We start from the raw sequence: 13,734 nt of genomic DNA, 5'->3' as shown, positions 1-13,734 counted from the left end.
ACCGGAAACTCTAGTGACGCGCGTAGCCTCAAAGGGGGACGGGCGGGCCACCGCCGCATACGATGAGCCGCATGGGTGATGTGCTGGCCGGTTTTCAGACCGTCTGGGAGTTCGACACCGACTCCATGCTCATCCGCTTCGAACGGGGGATCCGCACGCCGAAGCTGCTGCAGGCGCTCGGCGAACGCCGCATCCCCTTCGAGGCGCTGTCCGGAGTGGAGCTCGCTGTCGGCAAACGGGGAACGGTGGTGCTGCGCGCCGTGCCCAGACCAGGCGCCGACCCCCTGATGGACGCCGCGGACGGCCAGCTCAAGGAGGCGTACGACCCGTACCGCCTGGTGCTGCCGGCCGAGCGGGAGACGCTCGCGGACTACTACGCCGAGCGGATACGCGAGTCCCTCTGCCCGGACGCGGACGTCCCCGCCGAGACGCAGCTGGTGACCGTGCCCCCGGCGCCGCTGTCCTTCAAGGCCTACGACGGCAAGGCGTCCTTCGACGGCAAGGCGATCTCCTTCCGCTGGTTCTGGACCGGCGCCTCCTCGGAGAAGTGGAAGGTCGGGGACCAGCGCTTCCGGATCGACGAGCTGACCGGTGTGGAGTGGCGGTCCCCGGAGAGCCGGGGCTCGGCGGGCACCGTCCCCAAGGAGGGCTCCGCCAAAGGCGCATCGGCCAAAGGCGGTGCCGCCAAGGACGGCACGGCCAGGAACGGCACCGGCAGGGCCGCCCCCAAGGGCGGTGGCCACGGCTATCTGCGGCTGCTGCGGCGCTCCGCAGAGGACGAGCCCCTCGGCCGCCCCGACCAGGACCCGGCGGCCGTCGTGTTCGGGATGGGCTACGGCCTCGTCCACCAGTCGCTGCCGTTCGCCGCGGCCGTCCTGGAGGCGATACGGGCGTCCTCCCCGGTGCCGTGCACCGAGGGCGCCCCGAGCCCGAACCGGGCCGCCGCCCCGCGCCGCGACCCCGCCGACATCGCCGAGCGCATCCGTCATCTGGGCGAGCTGCACACGGCCGGGCTGCTGACCGACGACGAGTTCAGCGCGAAGAAGGCCGAGCTGCTGGCGGAGCTGTAGGTGTCCGGTCCCTCCTCCGGCCCGGCGTCCGGCGCCGCCTCCGCCACGGCCGCTTCCTCCACCGCGCACGAGAGCCTGCCCAAGGCCGCCCGGCGGCAGGCGGGCGCCCTCGCCCGGGCCCTGGTCACCCCCAGCTATCCGGCGACACCGCTGTTCGCCCAGTCGCCCCGGCGCTGGCTGCGCCGGGTGCCGTACGGCGTGGCGATGATCCTCACCACGATCCTGGTCCCCACCTCCGCGCAGGTCCTCTCCAACGACTACGGGGTGGGCGGCGGCGTGGCCACGCTGATCGGCATCGTCCAGACCACCCCGCTGCTGCTGTCCGTCACCCGTCCGCTGCAGGCGTGGTGGATCGTCCTGCTCTCCGACATCGTCTGCGCCCTCGTGGTGCTCGGCACCGCCGACCACCTGGAGAACCGGGTGTGGCCCTGGCTGCCGGGCCCCATCATCGGCTATCTCTTCCTGCTGCTCGCCCTCGCCCTGCGCGAGCCGCGCCGCACCCTGGTGGCGGTGTGGCTGGTCACCGGCACCGCCGGACTCTCGCTCGGCATGGCCTTCCCGGACAAGAGCAACGGCAGCAATGTGGTGCTGTTCGTGCTCGGCGGAGTGGTGCTGCTGGTCGCCGGGGCGCTGCGGGAGCGCGGGGACGCCCAGCGGCGGCTGGCCGAGCAGGAGACGATCAGCGAGGCCGAACGGGCCCATCGCACCCTGCTGGAGGAGCGCACCCGGATCGCCCGCGAGCTGCACGACGTGGTCGCCCACCATATGTCCGTGATCACCGTGCAGGCCGACAGCGCCCCGTACCGCATCGGCGGTCTGCCGTCCGAGGCGGAGCGGGAGTTCTCCACCATCGCGGCCACCGCCCGGGAGTCCCTCGCCGAAATGCGGCGGCTGCTGGGCGTGTTGCGCAGCGAGGAGACCCGCGGTGAGCGGGCGCCGCAGCCGGGGCTGCGGCAGGTGCCACAGCTGGTCGAGGCGACGGTACGGGCCGGCATACCGACCACGCTGACCATCGCGGACGAGGTGGCCGAGCTCGAACCGCTGCCGCAGGCCGTGGGGCTGTCCGCGTACCGCATCGTGCAGGAGGCGCTGGCCAATGTGGTGCGGCACGCCCCGGGCGCCACCACCCGGGTCGCCGTCTCGGCGGCCGAGGACCGCTCGGCGCTGACCCTGCTGGTGGTCAACGGCCCGCCGGTCAGCGCGCCCACCAAGCCCCTGGAGACCAGCGGCACCGGCCATGGCCTCGTCGGCATGGTCGAGCGCGTACGGCTCGTCGGCGGCATGCTCGACACCGGCCCGCTCCCCGACGGCGGCTTCCGCGTCGCGGCCCGGCTCCCCCTGGTAGACCTCGAAGAGACGGACCCGTCATGACCATCAAGGTGATCATCGTCGACGACCAGGCGATGGTGCGGGCCGGGTTCGCCGCCCTGCTCGCCGCGCAGAGCGATATCGACGTCGTCGGCGAGGCGCCCGACGGGCGGGAGGGCGTGGAGGTCAGCCGGCGCACCCACCCCGACGTGGTGCTGATGGACGTCCGGATGCCCGAGATGGACGGGCTCGAGGCGGCCCGGCAGCTGCTGGACCCGCCGCGCGGGGTCATCCACCGGCCCAAGGTCCTGATGCTCACCACCTTCGATGTGGACGACTACGTCTACGAGGCGCTGCGCGCCGGGGCCAGCGGCTTTCTGCTCAAGGACGCCCCACCGGCCGATCTGATCTCCGCGGTGCGGGTGGTCGCGGCGGGCGAGGCGCTGCTCGCCCCGTCCGTCACCCGCCGGCTGATCGCCGACTTCGCCCGCCAGCGCCCCGCCCCGCGCCGCGACGGCCCGTCCTCGCGGCGCGGCGGGCTGACGCCGCGTGAGACCGAGGTGCTGGAGCTGATCGCGCGGGGCCTGTCCAACCAGGAGATCGCCGAGTCGCTGGTGCTCGCGGAGCAGACGGTGAAGACGCATATCGGCCGGGTGCTGGCCAAGCTGGGGCTGCGCGACCGCGCCCAGGCGGTGATCTTCGCTTACGAGTCGGGCCTGGTGACACCTGGTCAGTGACCCCGGGCCGGGCCGCGACCCCCTACTGGGGTATGACATCCCACTTGGCACCGGGGGGTGACGTACCGCCACCCGACGGCTCCCTACCTTTCCCTCCGTTCACCGACTGAACCGCTGACGGAAGAGGATGCCCCGGCCATGTCCCAGACGCTACGCACCAGGCACTACGCGCGACGCCTGATCACCGCGGCGCTCACCATCACCGTCATGGCGGGGACGGCCGGCTGGACCGTGGCCCACGAGGAGCAGGCCATCACCGGCCCGCCGCCCGGCACCACCGCCTGGCTGTCGGACCATTCGCTGGGCGGGGCCGGGCGCGAGCTGCCCGATCCGGCCGCCACCTCGCCCGCCGGGATCGCCCGGTTCTTCGCCCGCCTCACCGACGTCCAGCGCGAGGCGCTGGTCATCCGGCATCCCCAGGTGGTGGGCAATCTGGACGGCGCACCGCTGAGCCTGCGGTACGAGGCCAACTCCCGGGCGATCCGGGCCGCCTGGCACCAGGAGCGGAAGGCCGACCCCGCGAGCCCGCTCGCCGAGCGGTACGCGGCGCTGCTCGCACCCGGCCGCCGGATCCTCGCCTTCGATCCGCGCGGACGCGGCCAAGTGGCCGAGGTGTACGGCGACTTGGCGACGGCCCGGCGCACGGCCGTGATCGTGCCGGGCTCGGACATCGACCTGGACGCCTTCGACCGCACGGGCGATCCCTACGGCGCCCCGGCCGGGATGGCGCGGTCGCTGCGGGCGCAGATGGCGAAGGACGCGCCCGCCATCCCGACCGCCGTCATCGCCTGGGTCGGCTATACGACCCCGGTCGGGCTGGGCCCGGACGCCGCCACCAGCCGGCTGGCCAAGGCGGGCGCGCCCCGCCTTGACCGGTTTCTCGCGGGACTCGCCGTGACCACCGCGGCGACCGCCGACGCCCCGCCCGCCGTCTTCTGCCACAGCTACGGCTCGGTGGTCTGCGGTCTTGCCGCCTCCGCGATGGACCGCGCCCGCGTCTCCGACCTGGTGGTGCTGGGCAGCCCGGGGATGCGCGCGGACAGCGCCGGAGCCTTGCGCACCGGGGCCCGGGTCTGGGCGGCGCGGGACCGCACCGACTGGATCCGGCGGGTGACCGGCTATGACTTCCTGGGCCTGGGCCACGGCGACGACCCGACCGATCCGTCCTTCGGCGCCCGGGTGGTCTCCTCCGAGAGCGCCCAGGGCCACACCGGCTATTTCGCACCGGGGACCGACTCGCTGCGCAACTTCTCGCGGATCGCGCTCGGGGACTTCGACGCGGTGCGATGCGCCGAGGAGGACGGCGGCAGTCCGGGCACGGGGCCGGACTGCCGCCAAGGTCTCGTCTGACCGCCGTCCCGCCCGCCAGGCAGCGGGTGGTGCCGGCTGCCGTCGGCCCGTCGGCCGTGCGCGCGTTTCTGGGCGCCGGACCGCCCGGACGGAGCGCCCCGGGACCGCCCCGGGCGGAGCGCCCCGGCGAGCCGACAGCCGCGACCCGCCGGGCCCTGGCGCCCGCCGCTACGACCCGACGCTCGCCATCACCAGCACGGCGACCGCCCGCCGCGCCCCGGACGTCCGCCCGGCGCGTCCTACCGGTCACACTCGGCACCCGGCAGCACCGCGCACCGGCGGCATCGTGGTTTCCCGGCCCCGGACGCCCGGGGAGCGCCCCGGCGAGGCGACAGCCGCGACCCGCCGCTACGGCCCAACGCCCGCCATCACCTCACGGCAACCGCCCTCCATTCCCCGGACGTCCGCCCGGCGCGTCCAACCGGTCACACTCGGCACCCGGCAGCACCGCGCACCGCGCACCGCGCACCGCGCACCGCGCACTGCGCACTGCGCACCGGCGGCATCGTCATGCGTGGTACGCCGTACAAGCCCAGGCACTGCCCGGCGCGCCGGGGGCACCGCGCACCGCGCACCGCGCACCGACGGCATCGTCATGCGTGGTACGCCGCACCTGGTCGGCACTTCCTTCGCTCCGGACAGGCCAAGGCACTGCCCGGCGCCGCAGGCTACTCGCGGCCCGCGCTCGTCAGGCTCATATCGGCGTAGCGGGCGCCCGCCACCTGTCCGGCGATCGGCTCCAGCGCGGCCAGCTCGTCCGCGCTCAGCTCGATCCGGGTCGCGCCGGTGTTCTGCTCGATCCGGGCGCGGGTGCGGGTGCCGGGGATCGGCACCACGGCGAGCCCGTGCACCTGGGCCTGCTGCTGCACCCAGGCCAGCGCGATCTGGGCGAGCGTGGCCCCGCGCGCCTCGGCGATCTTGCGGATCGGCTCCAGCAGCGCGGCGTTGGTGGCCGCGTTGTCGCCGGTGAAGCGGGGCTGCAGGCGGCGGGAGTCGTCCTCGCTCAGCTCCTGCTCGGCCTGGACGAAGGAGCCGGTGAGGAAGCCGCGGCCGAGCGGCGAGAACGGGACGAGGGCGACGCCCAGCTCGGCGGCGGTGGCCGCGACGCTGTTCGCTCCGCCGTCCTCCACATCGCGGGTGAACAGCGACCACTCCGACTGCACCGCCGCGATCGGATGCACCGCGTGCGCCGCGCGCAGCTCCTTGGCCGTGACCTCGCTCAGCCCGAGGTGCTTGACCTTCCCCTCGGCGACCAGCTCGGCCATGGCGCCGACGCTCTCCTCCAGCGGCACCTCGGGGTTGCGCCGGTGCATGTAGTACAGGTCGACATGGTCGACCGCCAGCCGCCGCAGACTGCCCTCGATGGCCCGGCGGATGTACGGGCGGTCGTTGTGGACTTGCATCTTGCCGAACGGATCGCTCTCGTCGCGCTCGATGGCGAACTTGGTGGCCAGGGTGATCCGGTCACGGTGGGCCCGGACGAAGGGGGAGATGAACTCCTCGTTCCGCCCGAAGCCGTAGACATCGGCGGTGTCGAAAAGCGTGACGCCCAGCTCCAGGGCCCGCTCCAGCGTGGCCCGCGCCTCCGCCTCGTCATGGGTCGGTCCGTAGCCCCAACTCATGCCCATGCAGCCCAAGCCCTGGACGCCGACCTCCGGTCCGCCGGCCCCCAGGCCGACGGTCGCGATGGTCTCATTCGTGCTGTTGCTCATACGGGGTCAAACCTCTCGGACGCCCGTCGGGCGTCAGCGTAGACATCGATCTTGTAGTCGAGGACTTCGAGCGTGCTCTGGAGCTCGGCGATCCGCTCCCGCACATTCGCGCGGTGCGTGGTCAGCAGCTCCTCGCGCTCGGCGAAGGTGTGCTCGCCCTCGCGCACCAGCTCGGCGTAGCGGACCATGTCCGCGACCGGCATCCCGGTCAGCCGCAGCTTGCCGACGAGGTCGAGCCAGTCCAGGTCGCGGTTGGTGAAACGGCGCTGGCCGGTGTGCGTACGGTCGACATGAGGCATCAGCCCGATCCGCTCGTACCAGCGCAGGGTGTGGGCCGTCAGCCCGGTATGGGCGACCACCTCACTGATCGTGTAGCCGTCCCGCCCGCTGGGCCGGGGGTGCCCGCCCCTCCCCGCGCAGGCGCGGACCTTCACCGGGGCGCTCTCCATCAGGGTCATGCCGATTCACCTCTCGCAGGTCGCCGATCCGCACACCTCATCGACGTCTTCAACGCTATTGACTTGGAGTGCACTCCAAGCAAGCGAAGATTTGGCGGAACCTTGGCACCCGCGGTGGGGCTGCTCCCCTCCCCTCCCCGCCCCTTCCCGGCACCGGCCGATATGCGGCTCCGCCGCGTGCGGGGCTCCGCCCCGGGCCCCTGCCGCGTCGCGGGCAGCGCGGCCGTCGCCCCGGCCGGCGAGCCGATCACGGCCACGGCCGACCCGCCACCCCCAGGTTCCAGGGGCGGAGCCCCTGGTAGCGGGAAGGGGCGGGGAGGGGAAAGGACCCCCGCCGGACACCCCGTAGGCTCATGGGCATGGAGAGCCTGCGGATGATCGAGAACTGGCCGGTTCCGACGGCGGCGGCCGCCGTCGTACGCGCGGACGGCACCCTGGCCGGATCGTACGGCCCGACCGGCCATCGCTTCCCCCTCGCCTCGGTCACCAAGCCGCTCGCCGCCTACGCCGCGCTGCTCGCCGTCGAGGAGGGCGCGGTGGAGCTGGACGAACCGGCCGGGCCCGAGGGCTCCACGGTGCGCCATCTGCTGGCGCACACCTCCGGGCTCGCCTTCGACGAGCACCGGTCGGTCGCCGCGCCGGGCAACCGCCGGCTCTACTCCAACGCCGGGTTCGAGGTACTGGGCGATCACATCGCCAAGGCCACGGACATCCCGTTCCCGGAGTATCTGCGCCAGGCGGTGCTGGAGCCGCTCGGCATGACCGCCACCGAGCTGGCCGGCTCGCCCGCCAAGGACGGCGTGTCGACCGTGGACGACCTGGTGCGCTTCGCGGCGGAGCTGCAGGCCCCGCGGCTGCTGGCGGCCGAGACGCTGGCCGAGGCCAGCTCCGTGGTCCACCCGGGTCTCACGGGTGTGCTGCCCGGCTACGGCCATCAGCGGCCCAACGACTGGGGGCTCGGCTTCGAGATACGCGACGGCAAGTCGCCGCACTGGACCGGCGCTTCCTCCTCGCCCCGCACCTTCGGACATTTCGGCCAGTCCGGGACGTTCCTCTGGGTCGACCCGGACGCCCGCGCCGCCTGCGTCGCCCTGGCCGACCGGGCCTTCGGCCCCTGGGCGGTCGAGGCCTGGCCCCCGTTCACCGACGCGATCCTGGCCGAACTGGGCGCGTAGACCGCCCTCGGCCACAGGCCCTCCGCCATAGACCCTCAGCCGTAGACCGGCTCCGCGTGCATTTCCCAGATCAGCAGCTCGGCGGGGCCCTCGGCGCGCGCCTCCAGCCCCTCCGCGTCCGAGAGCCGGGCCGCGTCGCCGGGCCCGAGGGTCTCCCCCTCGATCCGCGCCGCGCCGCGCACCGCATGCACGTACACCCACGGCGCGTCCGGCAGCGCGGTGCGCTCGCCGTCCGCCAGCCGCCGCACATGCAGCACCGCCTCGGTGCGCTCCAGTGCGTACGGGGTTCCGTCGGCGATGCCGCGCACCACCTCGTACCCGGGGTCCTTCGCGGCGTCCGGGCCCGGCACCAGCCACATCTGGACGAAGGTGAGGGGCTCGGCGCCCGCGTTGCGCTCGGTGTGACGCACTCCGCTCCCGGCGCTGAGGCGCTGTACGTCGCCGGGGCGCACCACGGTCCGCGCGCCCGTGGAGTCCTCGTGGGTGAGCTCGCCTTCGACGACCCAGGTGACGATCTCCAGATCGCGGTGCGGATGCTCGGCGAAGCCCGCACCGGGGGCGAGCCGCTCCTCGTTGCAGGCGACGAGGGACCCGAACCGCACGTTGCCGGGGTCGTAGTACCCAGAGAACGAAAAGGCGTGGCGCGTCTCGATGCCCACGCCCTCCCCACCCGGATACCGTGCACCGGACCGCTGTATCCACATCACCCGGTCCACGGTAGTGCGCCCCGACCCGTCCGCCCCCGGCCCCGCCCCTACCCCCGCGTAGCCTCCCGCCCCCAGCGCTCACCACCCGATAAGGCAGTCTTGTCCTCGTGCCTGAACCAGCCTCGAACACCCCGCATCCGCACAGTGCCACCCTGCGCCGCCTGGAGAAGTCCTCCGGGAAGCTCGCCGCCAACGCCATCGCGCGCATGGACGAGCAGCTGCCGTGGTACCGCGCGATGCCGCCCGAGAACCGCTCCTGGATCGGGCTGGTGGCACAGGCGGGCATCGCGGCCTTCACCGAATGGTTCCGCCACCCCGAGGCGCCCCAGGCGATCAGCACCGATGTGTTCGGCACCGCCCCGCGCGAGCTGACCCGGGCGATCACACTGCGGCAGACCGTGGAGATGGTCCGCACGACCATCGAGGTCATGGAGTCGGCGATCGACGACGTGGCGGCCCCGGGCGATGAGTCGGTGCTGCGCGAGGCGCTGCTGGTCTACGCGCGGGAGATCGCCTTCGCCACCGCCCAGGTGTACGCGCAGGCCGCCGAGGCCCGCGGCGCCTGGGACGCCCGGCTGGAGTCGCTGGTGGTCAACGCGGTGCTGTCCGGGGAGGCGGACGAGGGCGCGCTGTCCCGGGCCGCGGCGCTCGGCTGGAACTCCCCCGAGCATGTGTGCGTGGTGCTGGGCACCGCCCCCGACGGGGACAGTGAGCTGACGGTCGAGGCGATCCGGCGGGCCGCCCGCCACGCCAAGCTGCAGGTCCTCACCGGGGTGCTGGGCGACCGGCTGGTGGTGGTCGCGGGCGGCTCGGACAATCCGCTGCAGGCGGCGAAGGCGCTGATCGGGCCGTACGCCCCGGGTCCGGTGGTGGCCGGTCCCGTGGTCTCCGACCTGCTGGCCGCGACCCGCTCGGCGGGGGCGGCGGCGGCCGGGCTGAAGGCGTGCACCGCCTGGCCGGACGCGCCCCGTCCGGTGCTCGCCGACGATCTGCTGCCCGAGCGCGCGATGGCCGGGGACCCCGCTGCCCGTGACCAGTTGGTGGAGGAGATCTACAGACCGCTGGAGGAAGCCGGTTCGGCACTGCTCGAGACACTGAGTGTGTACCTCGAACAGGCGAGCAGTCTGGAGGGGGCGGCCCGGATGCTCTTCGTTCACCCGAACACCGTCCGCTACCGGCTACGACGTGTGACGGACGTCACCGGATGGTCACCTTCCGACGTCAGGTCGGCGTTTACTCTGCGCATAGCCCTGATCCTGGGCCGTCTCGCCGACGCGAACATATTGCCCTGACCGTTTGTTGGACCTCCACAATTCCCCTGACGGTTCTTCGTCCTTGTCCTCACGGGCGAGTCGGACCGTCCACAAGAGAGAGTGTGAGAGTGCTCGTACTCGTCGCTCCCGGCCAGGGCGCTCAAAAGCCCGGCTTCCTCACCCCCTGGCTCGACCTGCCCGGCGTCACCGAACGTCTGACGTGGTGGTCGGCCGTGTCCGGGCTGGACCTCATCCACTACGGCACCAAGGCCGACGAGGAGGAGATCCGCGACACCGCGGTGGCCCAGCCGCTGCTGGTGGCCGCCGGTCTGGTCTCCGCCCACGCGCTGTTCGGCGAGGGCATCGAGGGCGCGACCGGTCTCGCGGGGCTGCCGAGCCGTATCGGCGCGGTCGCGGGCCACAGCGTCGGCGAGATCACCGCGGCCGCTGCCGCCGGTGTGCTCACCGACGAGGCGGCCATGGTGCTGGTCCGCCGGCGCGGGCTCGCCATGGCGGAGGCCGCGAGCCGCACCGAGACCGGAATGGCCGCCATACTGGGTGGTGAGCAGGACGATGTCGTCGCCCATCTCGACAAGCACGGACTGACCGCGGCGAACGTCAACGGCGCCGGACAGATCGTGGCCGCGGGCACCGCCGAGCAGCTGGCGGCGCTGGCCGAGGACAAGCCCGAGGGGGTGCGCCGCGTCGTACCGCTCAAGGTGGCCGGCGCGTTCCACACCGATCACATGGCCCCGGCGGTCGCCGCCCTCGAGGCCCTGGTCGCGGGTGTTCCGGTGGCCGATCCGCGCACCGCTTACGTCTCCAACCGTGACGGCGGGGTCGTGACGTCCGGGGCCGGGGTGATCGAGCGCATGGTCGCCCAGGTGTCCAACCCGGTGCGCTGGGACCTGTGCATGGAGACCTTCCAGGAGCTGGGCGTCACCGCGCTGATCGAGGTGGCCCCGGGCGGCACGCTCACCGGCATCGCCAAGCGCGCGCTGCCGGGCGTCACCAACCTGGCGCTGAAGACTCCGGACGATCTCGACGCGGCCCGTGCGCTGATCGAGGAGCACGCCATTCCCGCCGTCGCCACACCGGCCGAAGAGGAGCTCCGAGAAGCATGACCGCGAAGATCAAGCCCAGTAAGGGCGCCCCGTACGCGCGCATTCTCGGCGTCGGTGGCTACCGTCCGACCCGGGTGGTGCCGAACGAGGAGATCCTCAAGCACATCGACTCCTCGGACGAGTGGATCCGTTCCCGCTCGGGCATCGCCACCCGGCACTGGGCCGGTCCGGATGAGACGGTCGCCGCCATGTCCGTGGAGGCGGGCGGCAAGGCCATCGCCGACGCCGGCCTGAGCCCGGAACAGATCGGCGCCGTGATCGTCTCGACGGTCTCGCACTTCAAGCAGACCCCGGCGATCGCGACCGAGATCGCGCATCTGCTGGGCACCGGCAAGCCGGCCGCCTTCGACATCTCGGCGGGCTGTGCCGGCTTCGGCTACGGGCTGACCCTCGCCAAGGGCATGATCACCGACGGCACCGCGGAGCATGTGCTGGTCATCGGGGTCGAGCGGCTTTCGGACCTGACCGACCTGGAGGACCGCGCGACGGCCTTCCTGTTCGGCGACGGCGCCGGCGCCGTGGTGGTCGGCCCCTCCAAGGAGCCCGCGATCGGCCCCACCGTCTGGGGCTCGGAGGGCGACAAGTCCGACACCATCGCCCAGACGCTGCCCTGGGACGTCTACCGCGACCAGGACGCCGCCGAGGTGCGCTACCCGGCGCTGCGCCAGGAGGGCCAGGCGGTCTTCCGCTGGGCCGTCTACGAGATGGCGAAGGTCGCCCAGCAGGCCCTGGACGAGGCCGGGGTCGCCCCGGAGGACCTCGACGCGTTCATCCCCCACCAGGCCAATATGCGGATCATCGACTCGATGATCAAAACCCTCAAGCTGCCGGAGCACGTCACGGTCGCCCGTGATGTGGAGACCACCGGCAACACCTCGGCCGCCTCCATTCCGCTCGCCATGGAGCGGCTGTTGGCGACGGGGCAGGCGAAGAGCGGCGACACCGCGCTCGTCATCGGATTCGGAGCGGGTCTCGTCTACGCAGCGACGGTCGTTACCCTCCCTTAGGCTCCATAGTCCATATCCACGCAGCTCGGCAGAAGTCGGACGCTGCGCCACCACCGCAACACACCGAAGAAGGAGCGCCGCAATGGCCGCCACTCAGGAAGAGATCCTCGAGGGTCTCGCCGAGATCGTCAACGAGATCGCCGGTATCCCGACCGAGGACGTCCTGCTGGACAAGTCCTTCACCGACGACCTGGACGTCGACTCGCTGTCCATGGTCGAGGTGGTCGTCGCCGCCGAGGAGCGCTTCGACGTGAAGATCCCGGACGACGACGTCAAGAACCTCAAGACCGTCGGCGACGCCGTCGACTACATCCTCAAGCACCAGGGCTGAGCCCCCTCAAGGCCGTTGTCGCCACCCATGCGGTGGCCGGTCCAGCACCTTCTACACGTGGAGTAGGAATTCCTGTGAACTCGACCAATCGCACCGTGGTCGTCACCGGTGTTGGTGCCACGACGCCGCTGGGTGGCGACGCCTCATCGACTTGGGAGGCCCTGCTGGCCGGCCGGTCCGGCGTCAACCTCCTGGAGGAGGAATGGGCGGCCGAGTTGCCGGTCCGCATCGCCGCGAAGATCGCGGTGGAGCCGGGCACGATCATTCCGCGCCCGCAGGCCCGCAAGCTCGACCGCTCCGCGCAGTTCGCGCTGCTCGCCGCCCGTGAGGCGTGGGCGGACGCGGGCTTCACGGCCAGGGCGGGCGAGGACTCCTCGATCGACCCCGACCGGCTCGGCGCGGTCGTGGCCTCCGGCATCGGCGGCGTCACCACGCTGCTCGACCAGTACGACGTGCTGCGCGAGAAGGGCGTCCGCAAGGTCTCCCCGCACACCGTGCCGATGCTGATGCCCAACAGCCCGGCGGCGAACGTCAGCATCGACCTCAACGCCCGCGCGGGCGCGCACACCCCGGTGAGCGCGTGCGCGTCCGGCGCCGAGGCCATCGGCTACGCCATCGAGATGATCCGCACCGGCCGCGCCGATGTGGTCGTCGCGGGCGGCACCGAGGCGTCCATCCACCCGCTGCCCATGGTCGCCTTCGGCAACATGATGGCGATGTCCAAGAACAACGACGACCCGCAGGGCGCCTCACGCCCCTTCGACGTCGACCGCAACGGCTTCGTGATGGGCGAGGGCTCGGGCGCCATCGTCCTGGAGTCGGCGGAGCACGCCGCGGCGCGCGGCGCCCGGGTGTACGCGCAGGCCATCGGCCAGGGCATTTCGGCCGACGCCCACCACATCACCCAGCCGGAGCCGTCCGGCAACGGCATCGGGAACGCGCTGCAGAACCTGGTGGAGAACACCGGCATCAGCGGTGCCGAGATCGTGCACGTCAACGCGCACGCGACCTCGACGCCGCAGGGCGACCTGGCGGAGATCAAGGCGCTGCGCAAGGTGTTCGGCGACGACGTGGACCACATGGCGGTCTCCGCCACCAAGTCCATGACGGGCCATCTGCTCGGCGGCGCGGGCGGTGTGGAGACGGTGGCCAGCGTGCTCGCGCTGTACCACCGGCTGGCCCCGCCGACGATCAACATCGGCTCGCTGGACCCGGAGGCGGACGCGGACGTCGTGACCGGCGAGGCGCGGGCGCTCCCGGCCCAGGGCCCGATCGTGGCGCTGAACGACTCGTTCGGCTTCGGCGGCCACAATGTGGTGCTGGCCTTCCGCTCGGTCTGACGCGCGGACGGCCTGACGGCCTGACGGTTTGATGCGCTCTCCGACGCGCTGATACGCGGGTGTGGCCCTACCCGAGTGTGGCCCTACCCGAGTGTGGCCCTACCCGAGTGTGGCCCTACCCGAGTGTGGCCCGCCTCCGGCTCCGGCCGGGGGCGGGCCGTT

At 72.6% G+C, this 13,734-nt stretch carries 13 protein-coding genes; 10 read left to right on the top strand and 3 right to left on the bottom strand.

The annotated features are described in order from the left end of the window. Positions 1–71 precede the first annotated feature (71 nt). The 4 genes from J8403_RS29630 to J8403_RS29615 all read left to right on the top strand — a co-directional run bounded on the left by J8403_RS29630 (position 72) and on the right by J8403_RS29615 (position 4,465). Positions 72–1,070, top strand: coding sequence for a DUF4429 domain-containing protein (locus tag J8403_RS29630; RefSeq protein ID WP_211125838.1), 999 nt, complete (start codon positions 72–74; stop codon positions 1,068–1,070). Further along, a complete protein-coding gene (locus J8403_RS29625) occupies positions 1,071–2,441 on the top strand; it encodes a sensor histidine kinase (RefSeq protein ID WP_211125837.1) in 1,371 nt (456 codons plus the stop codon). Continuing rightward, the gene (locus J8403_RS29620) at positions 2,438–3,115 is read left to right on the top strand and encodes a response regulator (RefSeq protein WP_211125836.1); all 678 of its coding nucleotides are present in this window, start codon (positions 2,438–2,440) and stop codon (positions 3,113–3,115) included. Before J8403_RS29625 ends, J8403_RS29620 begins: the two co-directional genes overlap by 4 nt. A 138-nt stretch (positions 3,116–3,253) precedes the next feature. Next, a complete protein-coding gene (locus J8403_RS29615; RefSeq protein ID WP_211125835.1) occupies positions 3,254–4,465 on the top strand; it encodes an alpha/beta hydrolase in 1,212 nt (403 codons plus the stop codon). A gap of 668 nt (positions 4,466–5,133) precedes the next feature. Here the strand turns inward: J8403_RS29615 and J8403_RS29610 are convergent. Both J8403_RS29610 and J8403_RS29605 read right to left on the bottom strand, forming a co-directional pair. Next, entirely contained in the window at positions 5,134–6,177 is a 1,044-nt protein-coding gene (locus tag J8403_RS29610; RefSeq protein WP_211125834.1) for an aldo/keto reductase, read from the bottom strand. Beyond that, on the bottom strand, positions 6,174–6,635 hold the full coding sequence (locus tag J8403_RS29605; protein WP_211125833.1) for a MerR family transcriptional regulator: 462 nt from the start codon (positions 6,633–6,635) through the stop codon (positions 6,174–6,176). The genes J8403_RS29610 and J8403_RS29605 overlap by 4 nt, the downstream gene beginning before the upstream one ends. A gap of 359 nt (positions 6,636–6,994) precedes the next feature. On the opposite strand from J8403_RS29605, the gene J8403_RS29600 reads away from it, so the two are divergent. After that, on the top strand, positions 6,995–7,810 hold the full coding sequence (locus J8403_RS29600; protein ID WP_211125832.1) for a serine hydrolase domain-containing protein: 816 nt from the start codon (positions 6,995–6,997) through the stop codon (positions 7,808–7,810). Positions 7,811–7,845: 35 nt separating this feature from the next. Here the strand turns inward: J8403_RS29600 and J8403_RS29595 are convergent, their stop codons facing one another. Next, on the bottom strand, positions 7,846–8,514 hold the full coding sequence (locus tag J8403_RS29595; protein ID WP_211128490.1) for a pirin family protein: 669 nt from the start codon (positions 8,512–8,514) through the stop codon (positions 7,846–7,848). 110 nt (positions 8,515–8,624) lie between these two features. On the opposite strand from J8403_RS29595, the gene J8403_RS29590 reads away from it, so the two are divergent. From J8403_RS29590 to J8403_RS29570, 5 genes are all read left to right on the top strand, one after another. Beyond that, complete coding sequence (locus J8403_RS29590; protein WP_211125831.1) at positions 8,625–9,809, top strand: PucR family transcriptional regulator; 1,185 nt, start codon at positions 8,625–8,627, stop codon at positions 9,807–9,809. 89 nt (positions 9,810–9,898) lie between these two features. Continuing rightward, a complete protein-coding gene (locus tag J8403_RS29585) occupies positions 9,899–10,894 on the top strand; it encodes an ACP S-malonyltransferase (protein WP_211125830.1) in 996 nt (331 codons plus the stop codon). Then, entirely contained in the window at positions 10,891–11,901 is a 1,011-nt protein-coding gene (locus J8403_RS29580; protein WP_211125829.1) for a ketoacyl-ACP synthase III, read from the top strand. The genes J8403_RS29585 and J8403_RS29580 overlap by 4 nt, the downstream gene beginning before the upstream one ends. Before the next feature lie 82 nt (positions 11,902–11,983). Then, complete coding sequence (locus J8403_RS29575) at positions 11,984–12,232, top strand: acyl carrier protein (RefSeq protein ID WP_020871568.1); 249 nt, start codon at positions 11,984–11,986, stop codon at positions 12,230–12,232. A 74-nt stretch (positions 12,233–12,306) separates the two neighbouring features. Beyond that, the gene (locus J8403_RS29570) at positions 12,307–13,572 is read left to right on the top strand and encodes a beta-ketoacyl-[acyl-carrier-protein] synthase family protein (RefSeq protein WP_211125828.1); all 1,266 of its coding nucleotides are present in this window, start codon (positions 12,307–12,309) and stop codon (positions 13,570–13,572) included. Positions 13,573–13,734 lie beyond the last annotated feature (162 nt).

The organism is Streptomyces yatensis, assembly GCF_018069625.1.
Lineage (GTDB): Bacteria > Actinomycetota > Actinomycetes > Streptomycetales > Streptomycetaceae > Streptomyces > Streptomyces yatensis.
This window is presented reverse-complemented; position numbering and strand designations above follow the sequence as displayed.

What these genes read in the sequence shown, in the direction of transcription:
- J8403_RS29580 (WP_211125829.1), top strand. Translation starts at nt 10,891, where the DNA reads ATGACCGCGAAGATCAAGCCCAGTAAGGGCGCCCCGTACGCGCGCATT.
- J8403_RS29630 (WP_211125838.1), top strand. Translation starts at nt 72, where the DNA reads ATGGGTGATGTGCTGGCCGGTTTTCAGACCGTCTGGGAGTTCGACACC.
- J8403_RS29600 (WP_211125832.1), top strand. Translation starts at nt 6,995, where the DNA reads ATGGAGAGCCTGCGGATGATCGAGAACTGGCCGGTTCCGACGGCGGCG.
- J8403_RS29615 (WP_211125835.1), top strand. Translation starts at nt 3,254, where the DNA reads ATGTCCCAGACGCTACGCACCAGGCACTACGCGCGACGCCTGATCACC.
- J8403_RS29610 (WP_211125834.1), bottom strand. Translation starts at nt 6,177, where the DNA reads ATGAGCAACAGCACGAATGAGACCATCGCGACCGTCGGCCTGGGGGCC.
- J8403_RS29595 (WP_211128490.1), bottom strand. Translation starts at nt 8,514, where the DNA reads ATGTGGATACAGCGGTCCGGTGCACGGTATCCGGGTGGGGAGGGCGTG.
- J8403_RS29605 (WP_211125833.1), bottom strand. Translation starts at nt 6,635, where the DNA reads ATGACCCTGATGGAGAGCGCCCCGGTGAAGGTCCGCGCCTGCGCGGGG.
- J8403_RS29620 (WP_211125836.1), top strand. Translation starts at nt 2,438, where the DNA reads ATGACCATCAAGGTGATCATCGTCGACGACCAGGCGATGGTGCGGGCC.
- J8403_RS29575 (WP_020871568.1), top strand. Translation starts at nt 11,984, where the DNA reads ATGGCCGCCACTCAGGAAGAGATCCTCGAGGGTCTCGCCGAGATCGTC.